This is a genomic window from Pseudomonas sp. JV414, from assembly GCF_032424305.1.
GTDB classification, from domain to species: Bacteria; Pseudomonadota; Gammaproteobacteria; order Pseudomonadales; family Pseudomonadaceae; genus Aquipseudomonas; species Aquipseudomonas lini.
In genome coordinates, this window is record NZ_VYKC01000020.1 from 16,593 (window position 1) to 42,941 (window position 26,349).

At 59.8% G+C, this 26,349-nt stretch carries 24 protein-coding genes and 1 other RNA gene; 20 read left to right on the top strand and 5 right to left on the bottom strand.

Annotation, left to right across the window (positions count from 1 at the left end):
* Positions 1 to 108: 108 nt before the first annotated feature.
* Positions 109 to 726: a glutathione S-transferase N-terminal domain-containing protein gene (locus F6R97_RS19805; RefSeq protein ID WP_007905304.1), complete on the top strand. Its 618-nt coding sequence runs from the start codon at positions 109 to 111 to the stop codon at positions 724 to 726.
* A gap of 16 nt (positions 727 to 742) precedes the next feature.
* A complete protein-coding gene (locus tag F6R97_RS19810; protein ID WP_008004998.1) occupies positions 743 to 1,156 on the top strand; it encodes a ClpXP protease specificity-enhancing factor in 414 nt (137 codons plus the stop codon).
* A gap of 178 nt (positions 1,157 to 1,334) precedes the next feature.
* On the opposite strand, the gene F6R97_RS19815 is transcribed toward F6R97_RS19810, so the two are convergent.
* The 4 genes from F6R97_RS19815 to F6R97_RS19830 form a co-directional block, all read right to left on the bottom strand.
* Positions 1,335 to 1,913, bottom strand: a complete 579-nt coding sequence (locus F6R97_RS19815) for a BON domain-containing protein (RefSeq protein WP_030129808.1) — start codon at positions 1,911 to 1,913, stop codon at positions 1,335 to 1,337.
* Entirely contained in the window at positions 1,910 to 2,503 is a 594-nt protein-coding gene (locus tag F6R97_RS19820) for a phosphoheptose isomerase (RefSeq protein ID WP_007904374.1), read from the bottom strand. The genes F6R97_RS19815 and F6R97_RS19820 overlap by 4 nt, the downstream gene beginning before the upstream one ends.
* Positions 2,504 to 2,607: 104 nt before the next feature.
* The gene (locus F6R97_RS19825; RefSeq protein ID WP_007904371.1) at positions 2,608 to 2,970 is read right to left on the bottom strand and encodes a YraN family protein; all 363 of its coding nucleotides are present in this window, start codon (positions 2,968 to 2,970) and stop codon (positions 2,608 to 2,610) included.
* The gene (locus F6R97_RS19830) at positions 2,970 to 4,781 is read right to left on the bottom strand and encodes a penicillin-binding protein activator (protein WP_038981625.1); all 1,812 of its coding nucleotides are present in this window, start codon (positions 4,779 to 4,781) and stop codon (positions 2,970 to 2,972) included. The genes F6R97_RS19825 and F6R97_RS19830 overlap by 1 nt, the downstream gene beginning before the upstream one ends.
* Positions 4,782 to 4,958: 177 nt before the next feature.
* Here F6R97_RS19830 and rsmI point away from each other — a divergent pair, with 177 nt between their 5' ends.
* From rsmI to lpxC, 18 genes are all read left to right on the top strand, one after another.
* Entirely contained in the window at positions 4,959 to 5,864 is a 906-nt protein-coding gene (rsmI, locus tag F6R97_RS19835; RefSeq protein WP_161794736.1) for a 16S rRNA (cytidine(1402)-2'-O)-methyltransferase, read from the top strand.
* 73 nt (positions 5,865 to 5,937) lie between these two features.
* Positions 5,938 to 6,291, top strand: an RNA gene (rnpB, locus tag F6R97_RS19840) — RNase P RNA component class A.
* Positions 6,292 to 6,644: 353 nt separating this feature from the next.
* Positions 6,645 to 7,100: a division/cell wall cluster transcriptional repressor MraZ gene (gene mraZ / locus F6R97_RS19845; protein ID WP_003205355.1), complete on the top strand. Its 456-nt coding sequence runs from the start codon at positions 6,645 to 6,647 to the stop codon at positions 7,098 to 7,100.
* Positions 7,097 to 8,044 carry a 16S rRNA (cytosine(1402)-N(4))-methyltransferase RsmH gene (gene rsmH, locus F6R97_RS19850; protein WP_038981627.1) on the top strand — a complete coding sequence of 316 codons (948 nt, stop codon included), beginning with the start codon at positions 7,097 to 7,099 and terminating at the stop codon, positions 8,042 to 8,044. Before mraZ ends, rsmH begins: the two co-directional genes overlap by 4 nt.
* Positions 8,041 to 8,334, top strand: coding sequence for a cell division protein FtsL (gene ftsL, locus F6R97_RS19855; RefSeq protein ID WP_038981628.1), 294 nt, complete (start codon positions 8,041 to 8,043; stop codon positions 8,332 to 8,334). The genes rsmH and ftsL overlap by 4 nt, the downstream gene beginning before the upstream one ends.
* Complete coding sequence (locus F6R97_RS19860; RefSeq protein ID WP_173667541.1) at positions 8,334 to 10,073, top strand: peptidoglycan D,D-transpeptidase FtsI family protein; 1,740 nt, start codon at positions 8,334 to 8,336, stop codon at positions 10,071 to 10,073. Before ftsL ends, F6R97_RS19860 begins: the two co-directional genes overlap by 1 nt.
* The gene (locus F6R97_RS19865; RefSeq protein WP_315866968.1) at positions 10,073 to 11,536 is read left to right on the top strand and encodes a UDP-N-acetylmuramoyl-L-alanyl-D-glutamate--2,6-diaminopimelate ligase; all 1,464 of its coding nucleotides are present in this window, start codon (positions 10,073 to 10,075) and stop codon (positions 11,534 to 11,536) included. The genes F6R97_RS19860 and F6R97_RS19865 overlap by 1 nt, the downstream gene beginning before the upstream one ends.
* Positions 11,529 to 12,896: a UDP-N-acetylmuramoyl-tripeptide--D-alanyl-D-alanine ligase gene (gene murF, locus F6R97_RS19870; RefSeq protein ID WP_315866969.1), complete on the top strand. Its 1,368-nt coding sequence runs from the start codon at positions 11,529 to 11,531 to the stop codon at positions 12,894 to 12,896. The genes F6R97_RS19865 and murF overlap by 8 nt, the downstream gene beginning before the upstream one ends.
* Entirely contained in the window at positions 12,896 to 13,978 is a 1,083-nt protein-coding gene (gene mraY / locus F6R97_RS19875; RefSeq protein ID WP_007904350.1) for a phospho-N-acetylmuramoyl-pentapeptide-transferase, read from the top strand. The genes murF and mraY overlap by 1 nt, the downstream gene beginning before the upstream one ends.
* Positions 13,979 to 13,983: 5 nt before the next feature.
* Complete coding sequence (gene murD / locus F6R97_RS19880; RefSeq protein WP_315866970.1) at positions 13,984 to 15,330, top strand: UDP-N-acetylmuramoyl-L-alanine--D-glutamate ligase; 1,347 nt, start codon at positions 13,984 to 13,986, stop codon at positions 15,328 to 15,330.
* A complete protein-coding gene (gene ftsW / locus F6R97_RS19885; protein ID WP_038981633.1) occupies positions 15,327 to 16,544 on the top strand; it encodes a putative lipid II flippase FtsW in 1,218 nt (405 codons plus the stop codon). Before murD ends, ftsW begins: the two co-directional genes overlap by 4 nt.
* A complete protein-coding gene (gene murG / locus F6R97_RS19890) occupies positions 16,534 to 17,604 on the top strand; it encodes an undecaprenyldiphospho-muramoylpentapeptide beta-N-acetylglucosaminyltransferase (protein WP_038981634.1) in 1,071 nt (356 codons plus the stop codon). The genes ftsW and murG overlap by 11 nt, the downstream gene beginning before the upstream one ends.
* On the top strand, positions 17,597 to 19,057 hold the full coding sequence (gene murC / locus F6R97_RS19895) for a UDP-N-acetylmuramate--L-alanine ligase (protein WP_123719473.1): 1,461 nt from the start codon (positions 17,597 to 17,599) through the stop codon (positions 19,055 to 19,057). Before murG ends, murC begins: the two co-directional genes overlap by 8 nt.
* Positions 19,054 to 20,013, top strand: coding sequence for a D-alanine--D-alanine ligase (locus tag F6R97_RS19900; RefSeq protein ID WP_038981636.1), 960 nt, complete (start codon positions 19,054 to 19,056; stop codon positions 20,011 to 20,013). The genes murC and F6R97_RS19900 overlap by 4 nt, the downstream gene beginning before the upstream one ends.
* A 4-nt stretch (positions 20,014 to 20,017) precedes the next feature.
* Positions 20,018 to 20,884 (top strand): cell division protein FtsQ/DivIB, encoded by an 867-nt coding sequence (locus F6R97_RS19905; RefSeq protein ID WP_038981637.1) that lies wholly within the window; start codon positions 20,018 to 20,020, stop codon positions 20,882 to 20,884.
* Positions 20,885 to 20,899: 15 nt separating this feature from the next.
* Positions 20,900 to 22,159 (top strand): cell division protein FtsA, encoded by a 1,260-nt coding sequence (gene ftsA, locus F6R97_RS19910; protein WP_007904319.1) that lies wholly within the window; start codon positions 20,900 to 20,902, stop codon positions 22,157 to 22,159.
* Positions 22,160 to 22,226: 67 nt separating this feature from the next.
* Complete coding sequence (gene ftsZ, locus F6R97_RS19915; RefSeq protein WP_007904318.1) at positions 22,227 to 23,420, top strand: cell division protein FtsZ; 1,194 nt, start codon at positions 22,227 to 22,229, stop codon at positions 23,418 to 23,420.
* A gap of 112 nt (positions 23,421 to 23,532) precedes the next feature.
* Positions 23,533 to 24,444: a UDP-3-O-acyl-N-acetylglucosamine deacetylase gene (gene lpxC, locus F6R97_RS19920; protein WP_007939852.1), complete on the top strand. Its 912-nt coding sequence runs from the start codon at positions 23,533 to 23,535 to the stop codon at positions 24,442 to 24,444.
* 157 nt (positions 24,445 to 24,601) lie between these two features.
* On the opposite strand, the gene F6R97_RS19925 is transcribed toward lpxC, so the two are convergent.
* Positions 24,602 to 26,098 (bottom strand): sensor domain-containing diguanylate cyclase, encoded by a 1,497-nt coding sequence (locus F6R97_RS19925; RefSeq protein WP_050681761.1) that lies wholly within the window; start codon positions 26,096 to 26,098, stop codon positions 24,602 to 24,604.
* Positions 26,099 to 26,349: the final 251 nt, after the last annotated feature.

The following is a 26,349-nucleotide window of genomic DNA, read 5'->3' on the forward strand; positions in this document are numbered from 1 at the left end:
CGTCTCTGAAGGTGTAACGAGTCTGGTGATCCAGGCGTTACGGGAGGCGCCCTCTGGGCGCGCGTGTTTTTCCGTTTCCGATAATTTCAACAAGCGAGGAGGACCGCCATGGGCGTGACCAATCGGTTGGCCTGTTACTCCGACCCCGCCGACCACTATTCCCACCGAGTGCGCATCGTACTTGCAGAGAAGGGTGTCAGCGCCGAGATCATTTACGTGGAAGCTGGTCGCCAGCCGCCTAAACTGATTGAAGTGAACCCTTACGGAAGCCTGCCCACCCTGGTCGATCGTGACCTGGCGTTGTGGGAGTCGACCGTGGTGATGGAATATCTGGATGAGCGTTACCCGCACCCGCCATTGCTGCCGGTTTATCCTGTGGCGCGTGCCAACAGTCGTCTGCTGATTCATCGCATTCAGCGTGACTGGTGTGGTCTGGTGGATCTGATTCTGGATTCGCGGACCAAGGAAGCAGCCCGTGTCGTGGCTCGTAAAGAGCTGCGCGAAAGCCTGACAGGCGTGTCGCCGTTGTTTGCCGACAAGCCGTTTTTCCTCAGTGAGGAACAAAGTCTGGTGGATTGCTGCCTATTGCCAATACTCTGGCGATTGCCGATTCTGGGTATTGAACTGCCGCGGCCTGCCAAGCCGCTGCTTGATTATATGGAGCGCTCGTTTGCGCGTGAGGCTTTCCAGGCGAGTCTGTCTGGTGTCGAACGCGATATGCGCTAAGGCTTAAGGAGCCGCTATGAACTCCAGTCGACCTTATCTGGTCCGCGCGCTCTACGAGTGGATTGTGGACAACGATTGCACCCCGCACATGCTGGTTAATTCCGAGTATCCATCGGTGCAGGTGCCTCAGGGTTTTGCCAGTGACGGACAGATTGTCCTGAACGTTTCCCCGGCAGCCGTGCGTCATCTGCACATGGACAACGAGGCAGTCAGTTTCGAGGGGCGCTTCGGTGGCGTGCCGCATACCCTGTACGTGCCTATCGCATCGATCCTGGGCATTTACGCTCGGGAGAACGGTCAGGGCATGGTGTTCGATATGGAATCGCCTCTGGAAGACGAGGAAGAGATCGAACCGGATGATGATGTTCCGCCACCCGACAGCGAGCCGCCGCGTCCCAGCGGTCGACCGAGTTTGAAGGTGGTGAAGTAATAAAAAAGGCGATCCGAATGGATCGCCTTTTTTATTACTTCACCACCTTCAAACGGGTAGGAGCTGCCGAAGGCTGCGATCTTTTGATTTTGCTTTTCAAGATCAAAAGATCGCAGCCTTCGGCAGCTCCTACAGGGGCGATGGCGATCTCGAGGATGCCATCGCCGGTAAGCAAGTATCAGTCGATGTACTCAAACAACTTCACGATCTTCTGCACGCCGGAAACGCCTTGTACCAGATTGGTCGCCTGTGCCGCTTCCTGCTTGGTCAGCAGACCCAGCAAGTAGACGATGCCGTTTTCGGTCACAACCTTGATACGCGACCCCGGGATGGAGGCGTCGGTGAGCATCTGGGTTTTGATCTTGGTGGTCAGCCAGGTGTCATTCTGGCGCGCCAGCAGCGAGGAGGGCGCCAGTACTTGCAGCTCGTTGTGCACCTTCTTCACCCGCTGAACGGCGGCGGCAACCTGTTCGGCCTTGGCCTTGAGGTCGGCGCGAGGGGTTTGGCCGGCGAGCAGCACCACACCGTTGAAGCTGGTGACGACGATGTGCGAGTTGTTGTCCAGGTCAGGATCGGCCTTGGCGATGTTTACACCGGCCTTGGTTTCGATCAGGGAGTCGTCGATCTTGCTGCCGAAGGTACGAGTGCCACGGTCATCATCGATCGGCGCTTCACGGCTGGCGTTAACCACCGAGGTGCAGCCGCTGATGCCAAGGCACAGGGTCAAGGCCAGAAGGCCTAGGCGATTAGGGGTCATTCTTCACTCCCGAACAGTTGGCTGTCGATCAAATCGCAAAGGCAATGGATCGCCAGCAGGTGGACTTCCTGAATACGTGCGGTGACGTTGGCCGGTACGCGAATCTCGACGTCCTCAGGCAATAGCAGTGACGCCATGCCGCCGCCATCACGACCGGTCAATGCTACGACAATCATTTCGCGATCATGTGCGGCCTGGATCGCTTGAATTATGTTTGCCGAGTTGCCGCTGGTGGAAATCGCCAGCAAAACATCACCCGGCTGGCCGAGGGCACGAATCTGTTTGGAGAAGATTTCGTTGTAGCTGTAATCGTTGGCGATCGAGGTGATCGTCGAGCTGTCGGTGGTCAGCGCGATGGCGGGCAGGCTCGGGCGCTCGCGCTCGAAGCGGTTGAGCAACTCGGACGAGAAGTGCTGTGCGTCACCGGCGGAACCGCCGTTGCCGCACGACAGCATCTTGCCCTCGTTGAGCAGGGCGTTGACCATGACCTGGCTGGCTTGCTCGATGTGCGGTGCAAGTACGTCCATCGCCTGTTGCTTGGTGTCGATACTGGCCTGAAAAAGCTGGCGAATTCGCGATTGCATGTCCATCTGTGTGACCTTAATTAGCGCGGCTACTCGGCACATGAATGTGCAGCCCGCAAAGCAAAGAGCAAAAGTGTTGGGTGAAGGTGTCCGGTTCGGGACGCAAGCGATCAGCTGTCGAAGGCATTCTGCAACCAGTTCAACTGATCAAGGTTGCTGTCGATGGCAACCACGTCGAAGCGGCAGGGGGAATTGGCCCAACGCGACTCGCGCTGAAGAAAATACTGCGCGGCAAAAATCAGTTTCTGCCGTTTGCGCCCATCGATGCTATCGAGAGCGCCACCCCATTGGGTGTTTTTTCTATAGCGGACTTCGACGAATACTACTGTATCGCCATCAAGCATGACCAGATCAAGCTCGCCGCGTTTACACAACCAGTTCTGCGCCAGCAGGCGCAGACCTTGTTGTTGAAGATGCTCGAGCGCATGACGCTCGGCATCTTTACCGCTTTGCTGGCGTGACCTGTCAGGCATCAGCGCGAGGTGTCCGGCAGGCGTTGAATCTGACCGTTGGTGAACTCTGCCCATGGCAACTGACGCTCGACCCGTTGATTCTGAGTCATGCCCAGGCTGCCCGATTGGCCTTGGATGCGGCTGTCCGGCAAGGCCTTGAGTTGCCCCAGGCGCGGTGCCAGGCGATACGCGTCAACGCCCATCGCGTACAGGCGGCCCAGGCTGCCGCCGGCTTGTGGCCATTGTGCAGTGACTTGTTTACGCAGCGGGTCGTTGGCATCCAGCAGCCATGGGGTTTCGCAGAAGCGAATACCGTTCATGTCGTTGTACTGGTTCTGGTCGCCGCTGGCGCTGAATACGTGGGAGGTGGCGTAAACCGGCACGTCACCCGCGTACTGGAAGTTCAGGGTCGGTTTGATCTGTTGAGCCTGTTGCGGCGTCGCGGCCAGGAAGATGAACTCGATGTCCTGACGACGCGAAGGTTGTGCGGCAACCTGCGAGCCAACGGTGCTTTGCAGGCTCTTGGCGCGGCCTTCGCTCTGGCGCAGTTGGAACATGTCGGCAATCTGCTGGGCCAGTTGCACTGGCTGGTCGACGCGTTCGGTGGCGACGATGCTGCCACCGTTGGTTTGCCAATCCTGGCTGAACGCCCTGAGTACGCGGTCGCCCCATTCGCCTTTCGGCACCATGATGGCAGCGCGATGCAGACCGTCGGCGCGTGCACGCCGGGACACTTCGCGGGCTTCGTCTTCAGCGGCAAGACCGAACTGGAACAGTTGGGCCGGACCTTGTTCGCCTTCGCTGTAGTTCAGCGCCAGGGTCGTGATCGGCAGTTGCGGGCGCGCGCTGAGCTGTTTGACCAGCGGCTTCTCCAGCGGGCCGACCACCAGTTGCACGCCATCGGCCTGGGCCTTGCGATAGAACTCGTCGAGGGAGGTCAGGCGCGAGCTGTCATAGAACTCGATGGCTGGCGGCTTCTGCCCGGCTTGTTGCGCCTGGTAGTGAGCGGCCATGAAGCCTTCGCGCAGTGCTTTGCCAACCGAACCCAGCGGGCCGTCTTGCGGCAGCAGCAGGGCGATCTTGCTCAGGGGCTGGCTGGCCAGTTCCTTGAGTTTGGTCAGTGGCAATGGCAACTGGATGGCGGCCGGATGCTTGGGATTTTGTTCGCGCCAGTGGTCGATCGCGGCTTGCTGCTGTTCCAGGGTGCCGGCCGTTTTCACCGCCAGCGCCAGACGGATCCAGCCGCCGAGGTCATCGTCGGTGGTCGGCTGCAATTGATCGGTCGGCAGCGACGCGATCAGGGTCCAGATTGCTTCGTGGTTTTTGCTGGCTGCTTCACCTTCAAGCATCGGGGCAATGAAGATGCGCTCCCGTGCGGCGGCCAGGGTCTGGCCGTCGGCCTCAAGGGCGCGGGCATGAACGGTGCCGGTGCGAACCTGTTGTTCGACGGGCAGTTCGCTCAGGCGTTGCAGGCTCGGATGGCTCAGGGCAGTCAGCGCCGCTTTGGGCTGATTGCGGACCATGGCCAGTTCAGCCGCCAGGGTGTTGGCGAAGACTTGTTGACCAGGCTTGAGTTGTTCCACCGGCACCTGTTGCAGGATTTGCGCGGACTGGCCGGCATTGCCCTGACGATAAGCCAGGTCTGCTGCGCTCAAACGCAATAGAGCGGCTTTTTCCGGATCTTTGCTTTGCGTGGCCTGTTCGAGCAGTTGCTCGATACTGGCGTCCGGGGTCCGTGGAAGTTCGCCAAGGCTGGAAGAGGGCGAGCTGGCGCAAGCCGCCAGCAAGGCAGCGAGGCAGAGGGCAGTGAGCAGCCGCAGGCAAGCGATCATGTAAGTGTTCCTGATACTCGATCAAATTAGCGTGGAATTGTACCCAAGCACTGGCCGGGGCGCGATGTTACTGGCGTGAATCGATCAATTTAGCTCGTGCAAATGTTGCAGCACTGCACAAAAGACTGGAAAACCCGGGGAGGGCGAGACGTATCGCAAGCGTCGCTACGCGCTACAATGTCGCCTTTTACCGATCATGAGGTGTGCGCTTTGACTGCTCCAGGTGCTTTGAATTCCGCTGCTGGCTCGCTTTATGTGGTGGCGACGCCCATCGGCAACCTGGACGACATCAGTGCGCGTGCGCTGAAGATCCTGCGCGAGGTCGCCTTGATCGCGGCCGAAGATACTCGTCATTCCCAGCGATTGATGCAGCATTTCGGCATTCCCACGCCGCTGGCGGCCTGCCATGAACACAACGAGCGGGAGGAGGGTAACCGCTTTATCACCCGTCTGCTGGCGGGCGACGATGTGGCGTTGATTTCCGACGCCGGGACGCCGCTGATTTCCGATCCGGGTTATCACCTGGTGCGTCAGGCCCGTGCCGCGGGAATCAATGTGGTGCCGGTTCCGGGTGCATGTGCCTTGATTGCTGCGTTGTCGGCGGCGGGGCTGCCGTCCGACCGTTTCATCTTCGAAGGTTTTTTGCCGGCCAAGGCTGTCGGCCGACGTGCTCGTCTGGAACTGGTAAAAGAAGAACCGCGTACGCTGATTTTCTATGAAGCACCCCATCGGATCCTTGAATGCCTGCAAGACATGGAGTTGGTATTTGGTGCCGAGCGTCCGGCGTTGCTGGCGCGTGAACTGACCAAGACCTTCGAAACCCTCAAAGGCTTGCCGCTGGCCGAGTTGCGCGAGTTCGTCGAATCGGACAGCAATCAGCAGCGTGGCGAGTGTGTGGTGCTGGTGGCGGGCTGGACTGCCCCTGAGACCGAAGACGCGGTCAGCAGTGAAGCCATGCGTATTCTCGACCTGCTACTCGAAGAGATGCCGCTCAAGCGTGCGGCGGCGTTGGCAGCGCAAATTACCGGCGAACGCAAGAATGTGCTCTATCAGGTCGCGCTGGATAAACAGAAGGGCGAGTAAACCGACATGCAGCGCCGGCCAGAGGCTTTTAGCGCTTGTTCTTCGGCCGCTCTGCCGTTAATCTTCGCGGCGGAGAGTCGATCGGACAGTCGCTGCCCTCTATGAAAATTAGGGGGGGGAGGAAAGTCCGGGCTCCATAGGGCGAAGTGCCAGGTAATGCCTGGGAGGCGTGAGCCTACGGAAAGTGCCACAGAAAATAACCGCCTAAGCGCTTCGGCGCCGGTAAGGGTGAAAAGGTGCGGTAAGAGCGCACCGCACGTCTGGCAACAGTTCGTGGCTAGGTAAACCCCACTTGGAGCAAGACCAAATAGGGTCCCAAGGCGTGGCCCGCGCTGGGACCGGGTAGGTTGCTAAAGATGTCCAGTGATGGCCATCGTAGACGAATGACTGTTCAAGACAGAACCCGGCTTACAGATCGACTCTCCACCTTTTTTCCTCTCTGCCGAGTCATTGGCAGCGATGTGTGTAATGGCAATTTCCCTCCCTGCTGAATCAATAGCAGAAGCGCTTTTGTAATACCGAAAAAATCTTACTCTTAACAAACTACTTTAACTTCTGAACGCAGCCTTCTGTGCTGATTCAAGTTATTGAGCGAATTCATCCGTCAGATTCTCGTTAACCCTCCTTTTGCGCTCCTAAATCTCCGTTCTGTAAGGGTTTTCCTTTAATCCGCGCCTTGACGGTGTGGTGGGCGCATTCCTATAGTGTGCGCAAGTGGCGGAAAGTGGCATGAAGTGGGTTTTTTGAGCGTAAAACGCTAATATTTGGAGAAACGCTGACGTGTTTCGCGGAGCTAACGCTATCAGTCTCGATGCAAAGGGCCGTCTCGCTATGCCGAGCCGGTACCGTGACGAGCTGGTTTCGCGTAGTTCCGGTCAATTAATCGTCACCATCGATGCCGTTGATCCGTGTTTGTGTGTTTATCCCCTCGATGAGTGGGAAATTATCGAAACCAAACTGCGCGCACTGCCTTCGCTTCGCGAAGAGAACCGCCGCCTGCAACGTTTACTGATTGGTAATGCCGTCGACCTCGAGCTCGATGGCAGTGGTCGTTTTCTGGTTCCGCCACGTCTTCGCGAATATGCCAAGTTGGATAAGCGCGCAATGTTGGTAGGCCAACTGAACAAGTTCCAATTGTGGGACGAGGATGCCTGGAATGCGGTTTCTGCCGCTGACCTGGCTGCTATTCAACAACCGGGCGCCATGCCTGATGAACTGCGTGATTTAATCCTGTGACTATTGATAGCGGCTTTAACCACATCACCGTACTGCTTGACGAAGCCGTCGAGGCTCTCGCCGTACGTCCTGATGGCTGCTATCTGGACGGTACGTTCGGACGTGGCGGACACAGTCGGTTGATCCTCAGCCAGCTCGGACCAGATGGCCGGTTGCTCGGATTCGACAAAGATCCTCAAGCGATTGCCACCGGGCAAACGCTAGCGGCCGAAGACGGCCGCTTTGTCGTTGTGCAGCGCAGCTTTGCCGAACTCGGTTCGGAAGTCGCCGAACGCGGTCTGGCCGGCAAGGTCAGCGGTGTTCTGCTCGACCTCGGCGTGTCTTCGCCGCAACTCGACGACCCTGAACGCGGTTTCAGTTTCCTCAATGACGGTCCGCTGGACATGCGCATGGACCCATCCCGTGGAATCAGCGCCGCCGAGTTCGTCAACACCGCGCCGGTGGAAGAAATCGCCCGGGTGTTCAAGCAATACGGCGAAGAGCGTTTCTCCGGTCGCATGGCGCGTGCCGTGGCTGAGCGTCGCGACATCAAGCCGTTCGAACGCACTGGCGATCTGGCTGAAGTGCTGAAAGTCGCCAATCCGGCATGGGAAAAGGGCAAGAACCCGGCCACCCGTGCATTCCAGGGCCTGCGCATTCACGTCAACAACGAACTGGGCGATCTGGAAGCCGGCCTCGAAGCCGCACTGGAATGCCTGGAAGTGGGCGGCCGTCTGGTCGTCATCAGCTTCCATTCGCTGGAAGACCGCATCGTCAAACTGTTCATGCGCAAGCTGGTGAAAGGCGAAGCCGACAACCTGCCGCGCAACCTGCCGGTCCGTCACGTCGCTTTCGAACCGGTAATCAAAATCCATGGCAAAGCGCAGACGGCCTCCGACGCCGAACTCAAAGCCAACCCACGTTCCCGTAGCGCCGTCATGCGTGTCGCGGAGAAGTTGCGGTGAGCAAGCTTTTCGCCAAGCCACTTCCCGGCGGAAGCTTTTTCATGCTGCTGTTGTTTGTCGGCGTGCTCGTGTCGGCCATTGGCGTGTCCTATAGCGCGCACTGGAACCGTCAGCTGCTGAATTCGCTGTACGGCGAACTGAGCGTGCGCGACAAGGCGCAGGCGGAGTGGGGCCGGTTGATTCTCGAACAGAGCACCTGGACCGCCCACAGCCGTATCGAAGTCCTGGCCACCGAGCAACTGAAGATGCGCATTCCTGGCGCCGCTGAAGTGCAGATGGTGGCGCCATGATGAAACTCGAAGGCGCGCTCTTTCCATGGCGGTTCCGTCTGGTGGTCGGGTTGCTCGGCATCATGGTGGCGGCGATTGCCTGGCGCATCATCGATTTGCAAGTGGTCGACCGTGCCTTCCTTAAAGGTCAGGGCGATGCGCGCAGCGTTCGTCATATTCCAATTCCGGCTCACCGTGGTCTGATCACCGACCGTAACGGCGAGCCTTTGGCCGTGAGTACCCCAGTCACCACCCTGTGGGCCAATGCCAAGGAAATGCAAACAGCCAAAGAGAAGTGGCCAGCACTCGCGGCTGCCTTGGGGCAGGACCCGAAAGCCCTGGCCGAGCGTCTCGAAGCCCAGGCCAACAAAGAATTCATTTATCTGGTGCGCGGGCTGACCCCCGAGCAGGGCCAGGCTGTGCTCGATCTGAAAGTGCCGGGCGTTTATGGCATCGAAGAGTTCCGGCGTTTCTATCCGGCCGGCGAAGTCACCGCCCACATGGTCGGCTTTACCGACATCGATGACCACGGGCGCGAAGGCGTCGAGTTGGCCTACGACGAATGGCTCGCCGGCGTGCCCGGCAAGCGACAGGTGATCAAGGACCGGCGCGGCCGGCTGATCAAAGATGTCCAGGTCACCAAAAACGCCAAGGCCGGCAAGCCCTTGGCGTTGTCCATTGACCTGCGTCTGCAATACCTGGCCAACCGTGAACTGCGCAACGCGATCATCGAGAACGGCGCCAAGGCTGGCAGCCTGGTGATCATGGACGTGAAGACCGGCGAGATCCTGGCCATGGTCAACCAGCCGACTTACAACCCGAACAACCGTCGCAACCTGCAGCCGGCGATGATGCGTAACCGCGCGATGATCGATGTGTTCGAGCCGGGCTCGACCATGAAGGCGATCTCGATGAGTGCCGCGATCGAAACCGGGCGCTGGAAGCCGACCGATACCGTCGAGGTATATCCAGGCACTTTGCAGATTGGTAAGTACACCATCAAGGACGTATCCAAGAGTGAAGGTCCGGTACTCGACCTGACCGGTATCCTGATCAATTCCAGTAACGTCGGCATGAGTAAGGTCGCGTTCGATATCGGCGGCGAAACGATTTTCCGCCTGGCGCAGAAAGTCGGCCTCGGCCAGGACACCGGCCTCGGCTTCCCGGGCGAGCGCGTCGGCAACCTGCCGAACTACCGCGAATGGCGCAAGGCTGAAACTGCCACGCTGTCCTATGGCTACGGTATTTCCGTGACTGCGATCCAGTTGGTCCACGCCTTTTCGGCCCTGGCCAACAATGGTCGCCTCGCGCCGCTGACCCTGATCAAAACCGACAAGGCGCCGCAAACCACAGAGGTATTGCCGGAAGCCGTCGCGAAAACCATGCAAACCATGTTGCAACAAGTGATCGAAGCCCCGCGCGGTGTATTCCGTGCGCAGGTGCCGGCGTATCACGTGGGCGGCAAATCGGGTACCGCGCGTAAAACGTCGGTCGGCGTCAAAGGCTACGCAGAGAATTCCTACCGCTCGCTGTTCGCCGGCTTCGGCCCGATGAGCGATCCGCGTTACGCAATCGTGGTGGTGATCGATGAACCGACCAAGGCCGGTTACTTCGGTGGTCTGGTATCGGCGCCAGTGTTCAGCAAAGTGATGTCCGGGACCCTGCGCCTGATGAACGTCACTCCGGACAACCTGCCTGCCACTCAACAAGCGAACGCCGTACCGGTCGTTCCGCTGAAAGCTAATGGAGGGCGCGGCTGATGTCGCTGAGCCTGAACAAGATTTTCGCCCACGCCGGCCGCGATCTGTTGATCCGCGAATTGGCGCTGGACAGCCGCAACGTACGAGCAGGCGATCTGTTTCTCGCGGTTCCTGGTGGCAAGTTCGACGGGCGTGCGCATATCGCCGACGCCTTGCAACGCGGCGCTGCTGCCGTGGCTTATGAAGTCGAAGGCGCGACTGTGCTGCCGATTACCGATGTGCCGTTGATTCCGGTCAAAGGTCTGGCGGCGCAGCTGTCGGACATCGCCGGGCGCTTTTATGGCGACCCGAGCCGTCATTTGAACCTGATCGGCGTGACCGGCACCAACGGTAAAACCAGCGTGACCCAATTGGTCGCCCAGGCGCTCGACCTGCTCGGTCAGCACTGCGGCATCGTCGGCACTCTGGGCTCCGGTTTCTACGGCGCGCTGGAAAGCGGTCTGCACACCACACCGAACCCGATTGCGGTGCAAGCGACCCTCGCCGATCTGAAAAAGGCCGGCGCCAAAGCTGTGGCCATGGAAGTCTCTTCCCACGGCCTGGATCAGGGCCGCGTGACTGCGTTGGCATTCGATGTGGCGGTGATGACCAACCTGTCGCGCGATCATCTGGATTATCACGGCACCATGCAGGCCTATGGCGAAACCAAGGCCAAGTTGTTCGCCTGGAATGATCTGAAATGCCGGGTGGTCAACCTGGATGACGATTTCGGTCGGCAACTGGCTGCCGATAAAGGCGAGTCGCGACTGATCACTTACAGCCTGGAAGATTCCAGCGCCTACCTGTATTGCCGCGAAGCGCAGTTCGACGACGAAGGCGTGCGCGCCACATTGGTCACGCCGCAAGGCGAGCACCATTTGCGCAGTACCTTGCTCGGTCGTTTCAACTTGAGCAACGTCTTGGCCGCGGTCGGCGCCTTGCTCGGGCTGGACTACGCGCTGGACGAAATCCTCAAAGTACTGCCGAAACTCGAAGGCCCGGCCGGTCGCATGCAGCGCCTGGGCGGCGGTACTCAGCCATTGGTGGTGGTCGATTACGCCCACACACCGGATGCGCTGGAAAAAGTCTTGATGGCCCTGCGTCCTCACGCCAAAGGCCGGTTGCTGTGCCTGTTCGGTTGCGGTGGTGATCGCGATCGCGGCAAGCGTCCGCTGATGGCGGAAGTGGTCGAGCGTCTGGCCGATGGCGTACTGGTCACCGATGACAATCCGCGCACCGAAGACCCGACCGTGATTTTCGACGACATTCGCGCCGGTTTCACCGCAGTGGATAAAGTTGCCTTCGTTGCCGGCCGTGGCCAGGCGATTGCCCAATTGATCGCCAGTGCTTCGGCGGATGATGTGGTTGTCCTGGCCGGTAAAGGTCACGAGGACTATCAGGAAATCAATGGCGAGCGTCACGCTTTCTCCGATCTGGTCGAAGCCGATCACGCCCTGACCGCATGGGAGGTGGCCCATGCTTAAAGCCATGAAACTGAGCGAACTGACCGGCGCATTGAATGGCCGTCTGATTGCCAGCGACGCCAGCTTCGACGGCGTTAGCATCGACAGCCGCGCGATCACGCCCGGCCAACTGTTTATTGCTCTGGCCGGCCCGCGTTTCGATGGCCATGACTACCTCAATGACGTCGCCGCCAAAGGCGCCGTGGGTGCTCTGGTCGAGCGTGAAGTTGCCGATAGTGCGCTGCCGCAACTGCTGGTCCAGGACACCCGCCAGGCCCTAGGCCAACTGGGCGCGATGAACCGTGCGGCGTTCACTCAACCGGTTGTGGCCATCACCGGTTCCAGCGGCAAGACCACGGTCAAGGAAATGCTCGCGAGCATCCTGCGCACGCGCGGTCCGGTGTTGGCGACCCGTGGCAACCTGAACAATGACCTGGGCGCTCCGCTGACCCTGCTCGAACTGGCACCGGAACACATCGCTGCCGTGATCGAACTCGGCGCTTCGCGGCTCGGCGAAATCGCTTACACCGTCGGCATGACCAAGCCCCACGTGGCTGTCATCAACAACGCCGGGACCGCCCACGTCGGCGAGTTCGGCGGGCCGGAAAAAATCGTTGAAGCCAAGGGCGAGATTCTCGAAGGGCTGGATGCCGATGGCGTCGCCGTGCTGAATCTTGACGATAAGGCTTTTGAAATCTGGAAAACCCGAGCCGCCGGTCGCAAAGTGCTGACGTTTGCCCTGAGCAATATCAGCGCCGACTTCTACGCCAGCGATCTGGACCGCGATGCCCGCGGTTGCCCGGCGTTCAATCTGCACAGCCCTGAAGGTGTGGAACGGGTTCAACTGAACCTGCTCGGCACCCATAACGTCGCCAATGCCATGGCCGCCGCCGCTGCAGCCCACGCCTTGGGCGTGTCGCTGTTCGGCATCGCCACCGGTCTCGGCGCGGTGCAACCGGTCAAGGGCCGCACCGTCGCGCAACTGGCAACTAACGGTATGTGCGTGATCGATGACACGTACAACGCAAACCCCACCTCTATGTGCGCCGCCGTTGATATACTCGCCGGCTTTTCCGGTCGCACCGTTTTGGTGCTCGGAGATATCGGCGAGTTGGGCGATTGGGCGGAGCAGGGGCACCGCGACGTGGGCGAGTACGCCCGCGGCAAAGTTTCCGCGCTTTACGCGGTCGGGCCAATGATGGCTCACGCCGTGAACGCTTTCGGCGAGCAGGCTTTTCACTTCAGCACTCAGGCTGAGCTGATCAAGGCCCTGGAAGCCGAGCAGGACACAAACACCACCATTTTGATCAAGGGCTCGCGCAGCGCCGCGATGGAAAACATCGTCGCCGCTTTGTGCGGGACCCGTCTGGAGAAACATTAATGCTGCTGCTGCTAGCGGAGTATCTGCAACAGTTCTACAAAGGCTTCGCGGTCTTTCAGTACCTGACCCTGCGCGGGATTCTCGGTGTGCTGACCGCGCTGGTCTTGTCGCTGTGCTATGGCCCGTGGATGATCCGCACCTTGCAGAACCGTCAGATCGGTCAATCCGTTCGCAACGACGGTCCGCAATCGCACCTTTCCAAGTCGGGCACCCCGACCATGGGTGGCGCGCTGATTCTTTCGTCCATCGGTGTCAGCACCTTGCTCTGGGCTGACCTGGCCAACCGTTACGTTTGGGTGGTGTTGTTGGTGACCCTGCTGTTTGGCGCCATCGGCTGGGTCGACGATTACCGCAAAGTCATCGAGAAAAACTCTCGCGGCCTTCCGAGCCGCTGGAAGTATTTCTGGCAGTCGGTGTTCGGCCTGGGCGCGGCGATCTTCCTTTATATGACTGCAGCGACGCCGGTAGAAACCACCCTGATCCTGCCGATGCTCAAGGACTACAGCATTCCGCTGGGCGCGGGTTTCATCGTCCTGACCTATTTCGTGATTGTCGGCTCGAGCAACGCGGTCAACCTGACCGATGGTCTCGACGGTCTGGCGATCATGCCTACCGTAATGGTCGGCGGCGGCTTGGGGATCTTCTGCTACCTGTCGGGTAACGTGAAATTCGCTGAATACCTGCTGATCCCTTATGTACCGGGCGCGGGTGAGTTGATCGTGTTCTGCGGCGCGTTGATCGGCGCGGGCCTGGGGTTCCTCTGGTTCAACACCTATCCGGCCCAGGTGTTCATGGGCGACGTCGGCGCACTGGCGCTGGGCGCGGCCTTGGGCACCATCGCAGTGATCGTCCGTCAGGAAATCGTCCTGTTCATCATGGGCGGCGTGTTCGTGATGGAGACCCTGTCGGTCGTGATTCAGGTTGCCTCCTTTAAGCTGACCGGTCGCCGTGTGTTCCGCATGGCACCGATACACCACCACTTTGAACTCAAGGGCTGGCCCGAGCCGCGTGTGATCGTCCGTTTCTGGATCATCACCGTGATTCTGGTACTGGTCGGCCTTGCCACCCTGAAGCTGAGGTAGAACGAGTGTCTCTGATCGCTTCTGACCACTTCCGCATCGTTGTCGGCCTCGGCAAGAGCGGCATGTCCCTGGTTCGCTTCCTGGCGAACCGGGGCGTGTCGTTTGCTGTCGCCGATACGCGGGAAAATCCACCGGAACTGGCCACGCTCAAGCGTGACTATCCGCACGTGGAAGTGCGTTGTGGCGAGCTGGACGTCGAATTCCTGTGTCGTGCCGACGAGCTCTACGTGAGCCCCGGCCTGGCGCTGGCGACTCCGGCCCTGCAGGCTGCCGCCGCCCGTGGCGTGAAGTTGTCCGGCGACATCGAGCTGTTCGCGCGTAACGCGAAGGCACCGATTGTCGCCATCAGCGGTTCCAATGCGAAAAGCACCGTCACCACGCTGGTGGGCGAGATGGCGGCTGCGGCCGGCAAGCGTGTGGCCGTCGGCGGCAACCTCGGCACGCCGGCGCTGGATTTGCTCAGCGACGACATCGAGTTGTACGTGATGGAGTTATCGAGCTTCCAGCTCGAAACCACCGATCAACTCAACGCCGAAGTGGCGACCGTGCTCAACATCAGCGAAGACCACATGGACCGCTACAGCGGTCTGCCGGCCTATCACTTGGCCAAGCACCGGATCTTCCGGGGCGCGAAGCAGTTTGTGGTTAATCGTCAGGACGCCCTGAGCCGTCCGCTGATGGGCGAAGGTCAGCCGTGCTGGACTTTCGGTTTAAGCAAACCCGATTTCAAGGCCTTTGGTATCCGGGAAGAGGAGGGCGAGAAATACCTGGCCTTCGAATTCCAGAACCTGATGCCAGTACGCGAGTTGAAGATTCGTGGCGCGCATAACCAGTCCAACGCCCTGGCGGCCTTGGCGCTGGGCCACGCCGTGGGGCTGCCGTTCGACGCCATGCTCTCGAGCCTGCGTACCTTCGCCGGCCTCGAGCATCGCTGCCAATGGGTTCGCGACCTCAATGGCGTGAGCTACTACAACGATTCCAAAGCCACCAACGTCGGTGCCGCTCTGGCCGCCATCGAAGGCCTGGGTGCAGATATTGACGGCAAACTCGTGCTGATCGCCGGTGGCGACGGCAAGGGTGCCGAGTTCAAGGATCTGCGTGATCCGGTCGCGGCCAACTGCCGTGCCGTGGTGCTGATGGGCCGGGATTCCGAGTTGATCGCCCAGGCCATCGGCGATGGCGTACAACTGATTCGCGTCAATTCGCTGGACGAAGCTGTCGCGCAATGCCGCGCCATCGCCGAACCGGGCGACGCGGTGCTGCTGTCGCCGGCCTGCGCCAGTTTCGACATGTTCAAGAACTACGAAGATCGCGGTCACCAGTTTGTCCGCGCCGTGGAGGACTTGGCATGAGCCTCCTGAATATCATCAAGCCGTACCCGTCGCCGATCATCACCGGGCGCGGCATCGACCTCGATTTCCCGATGCTCGCCGGTTGCCTGGCGCTGCTGGGTCTTGGGCTGGTGATGATTGCATCGGCATCAACCGAAGTGGCAGCGGTGCAGTCGGGCAGTGCCCTGTATTACATGATTCGCCACCTTATCTACGTGGCGCTGGGCCTTGGTGCCTGCATCGTCACCATGATGATTCCGATTGCTACCTGGCAACGCCTGGGCTGGCTGATGCTGATTGGTGCGTTCGGTTTGCTGGTAATGGTGATCATCCCCGGGATCGGCCGTGAAGTGAACGGTTCGATGCGCTGGATCGGCTTCAGTTTCTTCAACGTTCAGCCTTCCGAGATCGCCAAGGTGTTCGTGGTGATCTACCTCGCCGGTTATCTGGTGCGTCGCCAGAAAGAAGTGCGTGAAAGCTGGATGGGCTTCTTCAAACCGTTCATCGTGCTGCTGCCGATGGCGGGCCTGTTGCTGATGGAACCGGACTTCGGTGCCACCGTCGTGATGATGGGGGCTGCTGCGGCGATGCTGTTCCTCGGCGGCGTCGGGCTGTTCCGTTTTTCCTTGATGGTTGTCCTGGCTGTCGGTGCGGTGGTGTTGTTGATTCAAATGCAGCCCTATCGAATGGCGCGTCTGACCAACTTTGCGGACCCGTGGGCCGACCAGTTCGGTGCTGGCTATCAGTTGTCTCAAGCGTTGATCGCTTTCGGTCGTGGCGAATGGCTGGGCGTTGGCCTGGGCAACAGCGTGCAGAAACAGTTCTACCTGCCGGAAGCCCACACCGACTTCGTGTTCTCGGTCCTGGCCGAAGAACTGGGTGCTGTGGGTTCGTTGTGCACATTGGCGCTGTTCGTCTTTGTCTGTATTCGTGGCATGTACATCGGTTATTGGGCCGAGAAGGCCAAACAGTTTTTCGCCGCCTATATCGCGTACGGCTTGTCGTTCCTGTGGATCGGTCAGTTCCTGATCAACATCGGGGTGAACGTCGGCTTGCTGCCGACCAAAGGTCTGACCCTGCCATTCCTCAGTTATGGCGGCAGTTCGTTGGTGATCTGCTGTGCCTGTCTTGGTTTGTTGCTGCGCATCGAGTGGGAGAGTCGAACCCACTTGGGCAGTGAAGAAATGGAGTTCCATGAGAGCGACTTCGCCGAGGAGCCGAACCATGGGCGCTAACGTATTGATCATGGCTGGCGGCACCGGGGGGCACGTGTTCCCGGCGTTGGCCTGCGCTCGAGAGTTCCAGGCCCGCGGTTACACCGTGCACTGGCTGGGCACGCCGCGCGGGATCGAAAACGATCTGGTGCCGGCGGCCGGTCTTGAATTGCATCGGATCAACGCCAGCGGTTTGCGCGGCAAGGGCAAATTGTCCCTGCTCAAGGCACCGTTCATGTTGCTCAAGTCGATCTGGCAGGCGCGGGCGATTATTCGTCAGTTGCGGCCGGTGTGTGTGGTCGGCTTCGGTGGTTACGTGACCGGCCCCGGCGGCGTTGCAGCCAAACTGGCCGGCGTGCCAGTGATTGTTCATGAGCAGAACGCTGTGGCAGGTACCGCCAATCGGTTGCTGGTGCCGTTGGCCGCCCGAGTCTGTGAAGCGTTCCCCGACACCTTTACCCTGTCGAGCAGCCGTCGCACCACCGGTAACCCGGTGCGCACCGAGCTGTTCCTCGAAACACCGCGACCTGCCCTGGCCGGTCGCAAGGCGCGTTTGCTGATCCTGGGCGGAAGCCTGGGCGCAGAGCCGTTGAACAAGTTGCTGCCTGAAGCCCTGTCGCAAGTCGCCCCCGACCTGCGTCCGGACGTGTTTCATCAGGCCGGCAAAAACCACGATGAAGTGACTGCAGAGCGCTATCGCGCGGCTGGCGTCGAGGCGCAAGTGCAGCCTTTCATCAAAGACATGGCCCAAGCCTATGGCTGGGCCGACCTGGTGGTGTGCCGCGCAGGCGCGCTGACCATCAGTGAACTGGCGGCTGCCGGTCTGCCCTCGATGCTGGTGCCCTTGCCCCACGCGATCGACGATCACCAGACCCGCAACGCCGATTATTTGGCCCGTGAAGGCGCTGCCCTCCTGATGCCGCAAAGAACGACTGGCGCAGCGGATCTTGCCGCTCGCCTGACAGAGGTCTTGATGCAACCGCAACGACTCAACGACATGGCCACCGCGGCACGCCGCCTGGCCAAACCCGATGCCACTCGTAACGTGGTCGATACCTGCCTGGAGGTGGCCCATGGTTGAGAACAAGAAAGCCATGCCGCACCCGGAAATGCGCCGCATCCGTCGCATCCACTTCGTCGGTATCGGCGGCGTGGGCATGTGCGGCATCGCCGAAGTGTTGCTGAACCTGGGCTATGAAGTGTCCGGTTCCGACCTGAAAGCATCGCCGGTGACCGAGCGCCTGGAATCCTTCGGTGCCCACATCTATATCGGCCACCGTGCCGAGAACACCGCGAACGCCGATGTGCTGGTCACCTCCAGCGCCGTGAACACTTCCAACCCGGAAGTCGCCACCGCCCTGGAACGCCGGATTCCGGTGGTGCCGCGCGCCGAGATGCTGGCCGAACTGATGCGCTACCGCCACGGCATCGCCGTCGCCGGTACCCACGGCAAAACCACCACCACCAGCCTGATCGCTTCGGTGTTCGCCGCCGGTGGCCTGGACCCGACATTCGTGATCGGTGGTCGTCTGAACGCCGCGGGCACCAATGCCCAGCTCGGCACCAGCCGTTACCTGATTGCCGAAGCTGACGAAAGCGATGCCAGCTTCCTGCACTTGCAGCCGCTGGTGGCCGTGGTCACCAACATCGACGCCGACCACATGGCGACCTACGACGGCGACTTCAACAAACTGAAGAAAACCTTCGTCGAGTTCCTGCACAACCTGCCGTTCTACGGTCTGGCGGTGGTGTGCCTGGACGATCCGGTGGTGCGTGAAATCCTCCCGCAGGTGAAACGTCCGACGGTCACTTATGGCTTTGGCGACGATGCCGACGTGCGTGCCATCAATGTGCGTCAGCAGGGCATGCAGACTTTCTTCACCGTATTGCGCCCTGACCGCGAGCCACTGGATGTGTCGGTGAACATGCCGGGCAACCACAACGTGCTGAACGCGCTGGCGACCATTTGCATCGCTACCGACGAAGGCGTCAGCGATGAAGCCATCGTCCAGGGCCTGTCCGGGTTCCAGGGTGTCGGTCGCCGCTTCCAGGTGTACGGCGAGCTGCCGGTTGAAGGCGGCAACGTGATGCTGGTGGACGACTACGGTCACCACCCGACTGAAGTCGCGGCCGTGATCAAAGCCGTGCGCGGTGGCTGGCCGGAGCGCCGTCTGGTGATGGTTTACCAGCCGCACCGTTACAGCCGCACCCGCGATCTGTACGACGATTTCGTCAATGTGCTGGCCGACGCCAACGTGCTGCTGCTGATGGAAGTCTACCCGGCCGGCGAAGAGCCGATCCCGGGCGCTGATAGCCGCAAGCTGTGCAACAGCATTCGCCAGCGTGGTCAGCTCGACCCGATCTACATCGAGCGCGGTATCGACCTCGCGCCAATCGTCAAGCCGCTGCTGCGTGCCGGCGACATTCTGTTGTGCCAGGGCGCCGGTGATATCGGCGGTCTCGCACCGAAACTGTTGAATAGTCCGTTGTTCGCTGGTGCGGTTGCCGCGCCAAGCGTGGGGAAGTTGAAATGACTGCTGCTTATGCCAACCTCGTCTCCACTATCGCGCCGAAAGACTTCGGCCGTGTCGCCGTGCTGTTCGGCGGTAAAAGTGCCGAGCGTGAGGTCTCCCTGAAGTCGGGTAACGCAGTACTCGAAGCACTGCAAAGCGCCGGTGTGGACGCCTTCGGTCTTGATGTGGGCGATGACCTGCTGCAGCGTCTGATGAGCGAAAAAATCGATCGCGCCTTCATCATCCTCCACGGTCGTGGCGGTGAAGACGGCAGCATGCAGGGCCTGCTCGAATGCCTGGGCATTCCGTACACCGGCAGCGGCATTCTGGCCTCGGCACTGGCCATGGACAAACTGCGCACCAAGCAGGTCTGGCACAGTCTTGGTATTCCGACGCCACGCCATGCGGTACTGAGCTCTGAGGCCGATTGTATTTCGGCGGCCACGGAACTGGGCTTCCCTTTGATCGTCAAACCGGCCCATGAAGGTTCCAGTATCGGGATGGCCAAAGTGACTTCCGCGTCCGAATTGATCGACGCTTGGAAAGCGGCCAGTACCTACGATTCGCAAGTGTTGGTCGAGCAATGGATTCAAGGTCCGGAGTTCACCATCGCCACCCTGCGTGACCAGGTGTTGCCACCGATTGCCTTGGGCACGCCACACACTTTCTACGACTACGACGCCAAGTACGTGGCTTCCGATACCCAGTACCGGATTCCGTGTGGCCTGGACAGCAACAAAGAAAAAGAACTCATGGACCTCACGGCCAAAGCCTGTGAGGCGTTGGGTATCGCCGGTTGGGGCAGGGCAGACGTGATGCAGGACGCCGACGGGCAGTTCTGGTTCCTGGAAGTCAACACCGCACCGGGCATGACCGATCACAGTCTGGTTCCGATGGCGGCCCGTGCCGCTGGCCTGGATTTCCAGCAACTGGTTCTGGCGATTCTGGCCGCCAGTGTTGAAGAACCTAGAGGTTAAGACGATGCAAGGCGCACAGCTTAGACATCAGCCTTCCGCACCCGGCCGCAAGCCGGTGCCGCGGGGTGCCAGCCGAATGGTTGCCAAAGAGCCGATGTCCGCGCGCCTGCCGAAAGCCAACTTTGGTTTTCTGAAAAGCCTGTTCTGGCCCGTGCTGCTGGTTGCGCTGGGGTTCGGCACTTATGAAGGCGCACAGCGTTTGCTGCCGTACGCCGACCGGCCGATCACCAAGATCGCGGTGCAGGGCGACTTGAGTTACATCAGTCAGCAAGCGGTGCAGCAGCGGATCGCCCCATTCGTGGCGTCGAGCTTCTTCACCATCGACCTGGCGGGCATGCGCACCGAGCTTGAACAGATGCCATGGATTGCCCACGCCGAAGTGCGCAGGGTATGGCCGGATCAGGTAGTGATTCGCCTGGAAGAACAACTGCCGGTGGCCCGTTGGGGCGATGAATCGCTGTTGAACAACCAGGGACAGGCGTTCACCCCGCGCGAGCTGGCGAACTACGAACACTTGCCACAGCTGTTCGGCCCGCAGCGGGCCCAGCAGCAAGTGATGCAGCAATACCAGGTACTGAGCCAGATGCTCAGGCCATTAGGCTTCTCGATTGCACGCCTGGAGTTGCGTGAACGAGGCAGTTGGTTCCTGACCACCGGCGCCGGCAGCGCGGGCCCGGGAATCGAACTGCTGCTGGGACGCGGCAAGCTGGTGGAAAAGATGCGCCGCTTCATTGCCATCTATGACAAGACGCTCAAAGAGCAGATTACGAACATTGCGCGCATCGATCTGCGCTATGCCAACGGCCTCGCTGTTGGCTGGCGGGAACCTGTAGCGCCCACGACAGCCCAACCCGCTGTCGCGAAGAATTAAGAAGAGGCAGGACCCATGGCAAACGTGCAAAGCGGCAAAATGATCGTCGGTCTCGATATCGGCACCTCCAAGGTGGTGGCGCTGGTAGGCGAGGTCTCGGACGACGGCACGCTCGAAATCGTCGGGATCGGTACTCATCCGTCCCGCGGCCTGAAAAAAGGCGTAGTGGTGAACATCGAGTCCACCGTCCAGTCGATCCAGCGCGCGATTGAAGAAGCGCAGCTGATGGCCGGTTGCCGGATCCACTCGGCGTTTGTCGGCGTGGCCGGCAATCACATCCGCAGCCTGAATTCCCACGGCATCGTGGCGATTCGTGATCGCGAAGTCAGTTCCGCCGACCTTGAGCGCGTTCTCGACGCCGCCCAGGCTGTGGCGATCCCGGCTGACCAGCGTGTGCTGCACACCCTGCCGCAGGATTACGTGATCGATAACCAGGAAGGCGTTCGCGAGCCGCTGGGCATGTCCGGCGTACGTCTGGAAGCCAAGGTTCACGTGGTCACCTGCGCCGTCAACGCCGCACAGAACATTGAAAAATGCGTGCGCCGCTGCGGCCTGGAAATCGACGACATCATTCTCGAGCAGTTGGCCTCGGCCTACTCGGTCCTGACCGACGACGAGAAAGAGCTGGGCGTGTGCCTGGTGGACATCGGCGGCGGCACCACCGACATCGCGATCTTCACCGAAGGCGCGATCCGTCACACCGCGGTGATCCCGATTGCGGGCGATCAGGTGACCAACGACATTGCCATGGCGTTGCGCACCCCGACCCAGTACGCCGAAGAAATCAAGATTCGCTACGCCTGCGCCCTGGCCAAACTGGCCGGTGCCGGTGAAACCATCAAGGTGCCGAGCGTCGGCGATCGTCCACCCCGCGAGCTGTCCCGTCAGGCCCTGGCCGAAGTGGTCGAGCCGCGTTACGACGAGCTGTTCACCCTGATCCAGGCTGAGCTGCGTCGCAGTGGCTACGAAGACCTGATCCCGGCCGGCATCGTGCTGACCGGCGGTACGTCGAAGATGGAAGGCGCGGTCGAACTGGCCGAAGAGATCTTCCACATGCCGGTTCGCCTGGGCGTGCCGCATGGCGTCAAGGGCCTGGACGACGTGGTCCGCAACCCGATTTATTCCACCGGCGTTGGCCTGTTGATGTACGGCCTGCAGAAGCAGTCCGACGGGATTTCGTTCTCGGGCATCGGCAGCCGCGACAGCTACAGCAATGACGAACCGAAAGTCGCCTTGCTCGATCGCTTCAAGAGCTGGGTACAAGGCAATTTCTAAAGCTTTACCGCAACACCGCTTCAAACAGCAGTAGGCGAAAAAACTAGAGAATGTAAGGAGAGGGAAAATGTTCGAACTCGTAGACAACATCCCCGCAAGCCCGGTAATTAAAGTTATCGGTGTTGGCGGTGGCGGCGGCAACGCTGTCAATCACATGGTCAAGAGCAACATTGAAGGCGTTGAATTCATCTGCGCCAACACTGATGCCCAAGCGCTGAAAAGCATCGGCGCGCGGACCATCCTGCAACTGGGTACCGGCGTGACCAAAGGTCTGGGCGCTGGCGCCAACCCTGAAGTAGGTCGTCAGGCCGCTCTCGAAGACCGTGAGCGCATTGCCGAAGTCCTGCAGGGCACCAATATGGTGTTCATCACTACCGGCATGGGCGGTGGTACCGGTACCGGTGCTGCGCCGATCATTGCCGAAGTGGCCAAGGAAATGGGGATCCTCACCGTTGCGGTGGTGACTCGTCCGTTCCCGTTCGAAGGTCGCAAGCGTATGCAGATCGCCGACGAAGGTATTCGTCTGCTGTCTGAAAGCGTCGACTCGTTGATCACCATTCCCAACGAGAAGCTGCTGACCATCCTCGGTAAAGACGCAAGCCTGCTGTCGGCTTTCGCCAAGGCCGACGATGTACTGGCCGGCGCCGTTCGCGGTATCTCCGACATCATCAAGCGTCCGGGCATGATCAACGTCGACTTTGCCGACGTGCGTACCGTGATGAGCGAAATGGGCATGGCGATGATGGGCACTGGCTGCGCCAGCGGTCCGAACCGTGCACGTGAGGCCACCGAAGCGGCCATTCGCAACCCGTTGCTCGAAGACGTGAACCTGCAAGGCGCACGCGGCATCCTGGTGAACATCACCGCCGGTCCTGACCTGTCCCTGGGCGAGTACTCCGACGTGGGTAGCATCATCGAAGCCTTCGCTTCCGAGCACGCAATGGTCAAGGTCGGTACCGTTATCGATCCGGATATGCGCGACGAGCTACACGTGACTGTTGTTGCCACTGGTTTAGGCGCTAAAATCGAGAAGCCTGTGAAGGTCATCGACAATACCGTTCACACCTCGATGGCTTCCCAGCCACAACAACAAGCCCCTGTTCGTCAAGAACAGCCTGCGGTGAACTACCGTGACCTGGATCGTCCGACCGTCATGCGCAACCAGGCTCAGGCCGGTGCTGCGACTGCCGCGAAGATGAACCCGCAAGATGACCTGGACTACCTGGACATCCCGGCTTTCCTGCGTCGTCAGGCCGATTGATGAAATGTATCAGGGGTATTAGGGTGATTGGTGTTCAGCAAAGGTCTGGTCTGCTATCATCGCCAGCCTTTGTTGATACCAGTTCGCAATTTGCGCTGAAGCGGCCCATGCCATGATAAAACAACGCACCCTGAAGAATATTATCCGTGCCACAGGTGTCGGCCTGCACTCCGGGGAGAAGGTCTACCTGACCCTCAAGCCAGCGCCCGTCGACACCGGCATTGTGTTTTGTCGTGCTGACCTCGACCCTGTGGTGCAGATTCCTGCCCGCGCGGAAAACGTTGGCGAAACCACTATGTCGACCACGCTTGTTAACGGTGACGTCAAGGTGGACACGGTGGAGCACCTGCTCTCGGCCATGGCTGGCCTGGGCATCGATAACGCCTACGTCGAGCTCTCCGCGTCCGAAGTCCCGATCATGGATGGTAGCGCTGGACCCTTCGTATTCCTGATTCAATCGGCCGGCCTGGAAGAACAGGACGCCGCCAAGAAGTTCATCCGGATCCTGCGGGAAGTGACAGTGGAAGACGGCGACAAGCGCGCCACTTTCGTCCCTTTCGAAGGTTTCAAAGTGAGCTTCGAGATCGATTTCGATCACCCGGTTTTCCGTGACCGCACACAAAGTGCAAGCGTGGATTTTTCCAGTACTTCGTTCGTAAAAGAAGTCAGCCGCGCCCGTACCTTTGGTTTCATGAGTGATATCGAGTACCTGCGCAAGCACAACCTCGCACTCGGCGGCAGCGTTGAAAACGCTATTGTGGTCGACGCGGATGGTGTACTGAACGAAGACGGCCTTCGCTATGAAGACGAATTCGTGAAGCACAAGATCCTCGATGCAATTGGTGACCTCTACCTGCTGGGCAATAGCCTGATTGGTGAGTTCAAGGGCTTCAAGTCCGGACATGCATTGAACAACCAGCTGCTGCGCAAGTTGATTGAGCAGACAGATGCTTGGGAAGTCGTGACTTTCGAAGACGCCAGCACTGCACCGATCTCTTACATGCGTCCTGTTGCGGCCGTGTAAGCAAAAAAACCTCTCTAGTTTTTAAAGGCTACCTTCGGGTGGCCTTTTTTTATGGCTGGATCCAGTATCAAAAGATCGCAGCCTTCGGCAGCTCCTACAGGGAAACGCGTTCCAAATGTAGGAGCTGCCAAAGGCTGCGATCTTTTGATTCTGGCTTCTAATCCGCGCAAACCACCCGATTCCGCCCACTTTCCTTGGCCTGATACAGCGCCTTGTCCGCCGCAAACAACAACTGCTCCAGGCTGATGTCGGACGCTGTCGTCCAGGTGCTGATACCGATACTGACAGTAATCGGCGACTGATCACTCCCCACCAACGGCAACTGCTCCACCGCTGCGCGGACGTTGTCGGCAATCTGTTGGGCGCCGGCGCTGTCGGTTTCAGCCAGGATCACCGAAAACTCCTCGCCACCGTAACGGGCGACCAGATCCGCGGGCCGTCGAACATGAGTGCTGATCACCTTGGCCACCCAGCGCAAGGCATCGTCGCCGCCCTGGTGACCATGACGATCGTTGAACGCCTTGAAGTGATCGACATCAATCATCAACAACGACAGTGGCAGACCGGAACGTTGGGCGCGAAACCATTCATGGCGCAGGGCCTGATCCAGGGTTCGGCGATTGGCCAGACCGGTCAAGGGGTCGGTGGCGGCCAGTTGTGCCAGTTCCTGTTCGGCACTTTGGCGCCGACGCAATTCCCGGCAGAGCAACCAGGTCAGCCACAGCAGGCTCACGCACAGGGCGACAGTCGCAAAGCTGACCACCACCGCAGTGCGCTTCCAGGCCGCAAAGACTTCATCACTGGACAGCGCAACGATGACGATCAACGGCAAGTTCCCGACCTTGGAGAAGGTGTACAGGCGCTTGTCCTTGTATCGATCGGACATGCTGGTGAAGCTGCCGTTGCCTTCTTTGACGATGCGCTGGAAGTTGGGGCGGTTACTGAAGTTCTTGCCGATCAGCTCTTCGGCCAGGTGTGGTTGCTGAGCCAGAAGCGTCCCGTCCTTGCTGATCAGATTGACCGTGCTGTCACGGCCGATGCTCAAACTGTTGAACAACTGATCGAAGTAACTCAAGCGCATGGCGGCTTCGGCCACGCCCAGAAACTCACCCTGGGAGCCGTTCACCCGCCGGCTGAAGCTGATCCGCCAATCCTGTTCGGGCGACCTGGCTCTGAAGGGGGGACTGATGAACATGCCCGGGTCCGGGTTATTCACGTGGGATTGGAAGTATTCGCGATCGGCATAGTTGCCCTGCCTGGGCTCCACCGAGGCCGAGTCGGCGATCACGTCGCCCTTGTTGTCGAGCAACAAAATGTTGCCCTTGTACGGCGCGGCAGTGGCGCGATCGAAATAGGCCAGATGGCGAATGGCTGGAGAAACGCTCTTGAGGTCTTCTCGCTGGGAGGCAGCGATCAAACCCAGCAGCGACACGTCATAGAGTTCGACATTGCGCAGCACGTCGGCGTCGATCAATTGCACGATATTGTTGGCGGCGCGAGCAGCGGACAATTCGGCATTGGCGCGTTCACGGATCAGCAGAAAAGTCACGATGCTGAGTATTGCAATCACCAACAACGAACTGCCGAGAACCAGAAGCTGCTCCGATCGTGTCGAACGGATCGGATGTTGAGATTTCGCACTGCTCACACTCATGGTTCTGACTTCTGCAAATAAGGCGTTATGAAAGTTCTTTTACAAGAATCGGGCAGAGTCCCAGAAACCGGTCGCGTCCAGAGCGCCTATATAAGTGCCAGATAAAAAAAAGGCCAGCAAAACATGCTGGCCTTTTGCTAATTGAAGCTTAGAAGACATTCAGCGGGTAGTCGATAATTACCCGGTACCCAGTGCATCGTAGCGAGGGAAAAGGCAAAGATCGCAGCCTTCGGCAGCTCCTACGTTGGAAT